We start from the raw sequence: 5,327 nt of genomic DNA on the forward strand, positions 1-5,327 counted from the left end.
CGCAACGACGCCTATCTTTTCTTCGAACGGCTGGGCGACCTTGTCGTCACCGGGCCGACGCTCACCAACGTCAACGATTTCCGGGCGATCCTGATCGACGGAGCCGGACGGTGACCCGCGCCACCCGCAGCGACTATCCATGGATCCTGATCGGGCTATTGTGGATCGTCGCCTTTTTCAACGCGGCTGATCGGTCCATCATCATCGCCGTGATGCCGTCGATCAAGGCGGAATTCGGGCTTAGCAATACCGAACTGGCGCTCCTGAACTCGGTATTCTTCTGGATCTACGCCGTCGCTGCATTTCTGTCGGGGCGCATGGGCGACAGCATGAAGCGCTCGCGGATCATCATCTACGGGCTCATCTTCTGGTCGATGGCGACCGGCCTGACGGCACTATCAACCGGCTTTGCGATGCTGCTCGGCTTTCGCGCGCTGGTCGCGCTGGGCGAGGCGACCTACTACCCCACTGCGACGGCGCTGATCTCCGACTGGCACGAGGCGCGCTTTCGCAGCAGGGCTCTCTCGCTCCACCAGACCGGCGTTTTCGCTGGCGCAGAGCTCGGGGCGCTGTTTGCCGGCCTGCTGGCAGACCGATATAGCTGGCACACGCCTTTTGCTGTGTTCGCCGCCGTCGGCATCCTGCATGCGATCATCCTGCTAAGGTTTCTGAAGGACGCGCCCGCCACGGTCGAGCGGGCGGCGGGCAGCGGCGATCCGCTGAAGCTGGTGCTGCGCAATCCATCCGCGCTGATGCTGTGCGTCGTCTTCTTCCTTGCCAATGGCGCATCAACGGGCGTCACCGTCTGGGCACCGACCTATGTTCATGACGCGCTGAAGCTGGATCTGGCGGGGTCGGCGCTGGTCGGGTCGGCGACCATCAACATTGCGGGCTTCCTCACGGTCCCGCTGGGCGGCCTTCTGGCCGACTGGATGGCGCGGCGCAGCCCCGTCGGGCGCTTCCACACGCTCGCCATCGGGCTGACGCTGGCGGCGACGCTGCTGCTGCCGCTCACCAGCATGACGTCCGCCGCCGGCGTCGGCGTGGTGCTGGTGGCAACCAGCTTCGGCAAGGGGCTGTTCGACGGCTGCATCTATGCCGCGATGCACGACGTTGTGCCCGCACGCGGCCGGGCGACCGCGGTCGGCGCGATGACGATGATCGGCTTTTTCGGCGCCGGGGTGACCCCCATCTTCGTGGCATGGGCGGCCGATCATTTCGGCATGGCGGCGGGGATGACATCGCTGGCGGCCCTTTACGTGCTGGCGGTTGTCATCATTCTGGCCATGCTCGGCTCGATCCGCCGCGCCGTTGATGCCAATGCGGGGGCGCACGCATGAAGTCGCTGATCCTGACCGCACCCCGCACACTCGCCTTTGAAGAGGTGCCGCATCCGCCGCTCGGCGCGCACGAGGTGCGGGTGCGCACGCTCTTTTCCGGCATCAGCGCCGGGACCGAGCTCACGCAGTTTCGCGGCACCAACCCCTTCATGGATCGCCGCTTCGACGAGGTGACGCGCATGTTCGTGGCGGGCGACGCGCCGAGCTGGCCCTATCCGGTCCGCACACTTGGCTATGAGGAGGTGGGCGAGGTCGTCGAAGTCGGCGCGCGGGTGGAGGATGTGCCGCTCGGCAACCACATCTACGGCACCTGGAATCATCGCAGCCACGCGGTGATTCCGGCCGATTACGCGCGCGACCGGGCAATGCCGCCGGGCGCCGATCCGCGCATCGGCATCTTCAGCCATATCGGCGCCGTCGCGCTGAATGGTGTGCATGATGCCGGCATCCGGCTGGGCGACACGGTAGCGGTGTTCGGCCTTGGTGTACCCGGCCAGATCGTTGCGCAGGCAGCGCGGGCCTCGGGCGCGACAGTGATCGTGGTGGACCCGGACCGGACCCGGCGCGAGGTCGCACTCGCGCTTGGCGCGCACGCGGCACTGGAACCGGCCGCCGCCGCCACGATCAAGGCAATGACCGGCGGCAAGGGCGCCGATGTCTGCATCGAGGTGTCGGGAAGCGCGCCGGCTCTGACCGATGCGATCCGCGCGGTCGCCTATGCCAGCCGCGTCGTCGCCATGGGCTTCTACCAGGGCGAGATTGCGGGACTACGCCTTGGCGACGAGTTCCACCACAACCGCGTGGAGCTGATCAGCTCGCAGATTTCGGGCGTCGCCCCGGCGGCGAGCCACCGCTGGTCCAAGCCGCGGCTGTGGCGAACGGCGGTCGAGCTGCAGCACCAGGGGGTTCTGAACCTGCTGCCGTTGATTACCCATGTCGCCCCGTTCGAGGACGCGCCGGTTCTGTTCGCGCAGCTCGACAGGGGCGAGCCGGGCATGCTGCAGGCAATGCTGGAGTTCGGTCTGTGACGCGCCTTCGGGTCGGCCTGTTCGGCTGTGGCGGCATCGGCATCCGCCACGCCCAGTCGGTCGCGGCCTTGGGCGAGCGGATGGAGCTCGTTGCCTGTTGCGGGCGCGACATGGCGCGGACGCAGTCATTCGCGGCAGACCATGGCGGCACCGCCTATGTCGATCTCGACCGGATGCTCGGCGAGGCACGACTTGACCTCTGCATCGTCACCCATCCGCCCTATACGCGACGGGGTGAGGTCGAGCGGATTGCCGCCGCCGGCGTCCATCTGCTCGTCGAAAAGCCGATCGCGCTGATGCAGGAGACGGCCGACGCCATGGTCGCCGCTGTCGAAGCGGCGGGCGTCACCGCCGCCATCGGCTTCATGTATCGGCATGGCGACGCGGTAAAGGCTTGGGATGCAAGCGATACGGGGCGAGTCGGCATGATGACCGGGTCCTTCCAGTGCAACCACCTGCACGCGCATTGGTGGCGTGAAGAGGCAAAGTCTGGCGGGCAGATTCTCGAACAGCTGCTGCATCTGATCGACCTCGTCCGCCACTTCATGGGGGAACCTGATACGGTTGCCGCTCGGCGTGCGCGCCTGTTCCATGAAGAGCCGGGCTACGACGTCGAGGATGTTTCCGCGATGATCTTCGGCTGGGACGATGGACGGATCGCCACGCTCAACGCCAACAACATTGCGGTTACCGGCATCTGGCACAAGGAATGGGCGCTGTTTGCACAGAAGATGACGGGGCGCTTCACTGGCTGGAACGACGCCGAGTTCCGCCGCAGCGACAATGCGGCCGACCCGCGCATTCTGGCGGGCGGCCGAAGCCCCTTCGAAGCGCAACTGCTCGATCTGGCCGATGCAATCCGCGACAGGCGCCCCCCGCATGTGCCGCTCGCCGAGGGTGCCCGCACACTTCGACTTGCGCTTGCCGCGCGGCAATCGGCGGATGAACGGCGCGAGATCCGGCTGACATGACCACCATCGCGCTCGGCGGCCTCACGCTGTCGCTGGACACCATCCTCGTCGATGGCATGCCCGGCGATGCAACGCTGTCGCACATAGAAACCGACGGTATGCATCGGTTGAGCGTCACGGCACCTGGCGCGGGGCCACTCAGCAGCGTCGGCCTGCGCTTCGTGGTCGCGGGCGCGTCGCGCTATTTGCGCAACGGCTATCACAGCTGGGACGGCAGCTGGTGGGCAGCGCCCGGCACGCGCGATGCCGATGAGCCAGAGGGTAAGCAGCCCTCGCTGGGTTTCGCGATGACCGCGCTTCAAACCGACGCGGCGACCGTCGTGCTGGGTGCCGAACGACATGACCGGTTCCAGACACGCTTGCGCTTCGGGGGCACAGCAGCGCGGATGACGATCGACATCGAAACCCTGCTCGACGCTACCGGCGCACGGTCAGGAGAAACGCTACTGCTCTTTGCCGACGCCAAAGCCGATGACGCCCTGCGCCGGTGGAGCTCGGCGGTCGCCGCCGCGTCGCCGCTACCGCCGCGCCTCCCCACCCGGCGCATCACCGGATGGTGCAGCTGGTACAATCTCTATGCGGCGATCACCGAGGAGAATATCCGCGACCACTTTCAGGCTGCGCGGCGCTTCCGCGACGAGCAGGCCGTGCTGTTCGATATTTTCCTGATCGACGACGGGTTCACGCCCGAAATGGGCGACTGGCTCGACGTGAAGCCGCAATTTCCACGCGGCATGAAGCCATTGCTGGGGGAAATCGAGGCAGCCGGCTTCACCCCGGGACTGTGGATTGCGCCATTCCTGGTCGGCAACCGGTCGAAACTCTATCGCGCCAACCCGGATTGGGCCGTGCAGGATCGCAAGACCGGCGGGCCACTGCTCGCCATGCATTTCTACGGCGAGTTCCGCTGGCACAAGCGCAGCGAGGAATATTACATCCTCGACATCACCCATCCGGCCGCCGCGACATATCTGGCAAACGTCCTGCACACATGGCGACACGACTGGGGCGCACGCTATTTCAAGGCCGACTTCATGTATCACGGCATGGAGCACGGGCCTGATCGCGCGCAGTGGCACCAGCCCGGCCTGTCTCGGGTGGAGGTCTGGCGCAGGATGGTCAGGATCATGCGCCGTGCAATCGGCGAGGATGCGATGCTCGCCGGGTGCGGGGCGCCGCTATGGGCGTCGGTCGGGTTGTTCGACGCGGTGCGGATCAGCCGCGATGTCGGCGTGACGATGACTGGCGCAGACCAGTCCGCCGAGAGCCTGTTGCGCGACAGCGGAACCCGCTGGCACGCGCATGATGTGCTGTGGCAGGCCGATCCGGACTGTATTTTGCTGCGCGACCGCTTTCATCATCTGAGCGACGCACATGTCGAGACGCTCGCACGACACGCGGCGGGCGTGGGCGGCGCCCTGATGACCAGCGATCATCTGGGGGAATTGAGCCCGGCCCGGCAGGCCCTGCTCGCCTCGCTGTTACGCGATGCCGAGCGACCTGCTCCCCGCTGGCTCCCTCGATTTGATGTAGGGTCTGCCCCGAGCGAAGGAGCAGATGAATGAGGAAGAGTCGTTTCACCGAGGAGCAGATCATCGGCATGATCAAGGAGCAGGAGGCTGGGCTGCCGACTACCGAGGTTTGCCGTAAGCGTGGATTGAGCCCTGCCACCTTATACAAGCTGAAGGCCAAGTATGGCGGCGTGGAGGCATCGGAGGCCCGGCGCCTGCGACTGCTCGAGGAGTAGAACAGCAAGCTCAAGCGGCTGCTGGCCGAAAGCGTGCTGGACAATGCGATCCTCAAGGACCTTCTGGGAAAAGTCTGACGACGCCAGGCCAGCGACGGGGCCGTAGCGCTCGGTGTGATGCAGGATTACCAGATCTCACAGCGCCGAGCCTGCCGGCTGGTTGGCATCGACCCCAAGACGGTCAGGCGAGAACGTCCAGCTGACCATGCTGAGATCCGCGAGGAGATGCGCGAGATCGCCG

General features: G+C 66.0%; 5 protein-coding genes and 1 pseudogene. All 6 read left to right on the forward strand.

Going from position 1 to position 5,327, the window contains the following annotated elements; all coding sequences use genetic code 11:
* Positions 1–114 (forward strand): MOFRL family protein (locus K2Y03_RS08915; RefSeq protein ID WP_294090153.1); only part of this gene is annotated, 114 nt, incomplete at its 5' end.
* Entirely contained in the window at positions 111–1,340 is a 1,230-nt protein-coding gene (locus K2Y03_RS08920) for an MFS transporter (RefSeq protein WP_294090141.1), read from the forward strand. The genes K2Y03_RS08915 and K2Y03_RS08920, both read left to right, overlap by 4 nt.
* Positions 1,337–2,368: a zinc-binding alcohol dehydrogenase gene (locus K2Y03_RS08925; RefSeq protein ID WP_294090144.1), complete on the forward strand. Its 1,032-nt coding sequence runs from the start codon at positions 1,337–1,339 to the stop codon at positions 2,366–2,368. Before K2Y03_RS08920 ends, K2Y03_RS08925 begins: the two co-directional genes overlap by 4 nt.
* Positions 2,365–3,339: a Gfo/Idh/MocA family oxidoreductase gene (locus K2Y03_RS08930; protein ID WP_294090149.1), complete on the forward strand. Its 975-nt coding sequence runs from the start codon at positions 2,365–2,367 to the stop codon at positions 3,337–3,339. The genes K2Y03_RS08925 and K2Y03_RS08930 overlap by 4 nt, the downstream gene beginning before the upstream one ends.
* A complete protein-coding gene (locus K2Y03_RS08935) occupies positions 3,336–4,904 on the forward strand; it encodes a glycoside hydrolase family 36 protein (RefSeq protein WP_294090151.1) in 1,569 nt (522 codons plus the stop codon). The genes K2Y03_RS08930 and K2Y03_RS08935 overlap by 4 nt, the downstream gene beginning before the upstream one ends.
* Positions 4,901–5,327: pseudogene (locus K2Y03_RS08940) on the forward strand (transposase); the annotation flags it as partial. The gene K2Y03_RS08935 and the pseudogene K2Y03_RS08940, both read left to right, overlap by 4 nt.

This window comes from Sphingomonas sp., assembly GCF_019746015.1.
Classification (GTDB): Bacteria; Pseudomonadota; Alphaproteobacteria; order Sphingomonadales; family Sphingomonadaceae; genus Sphingomonas.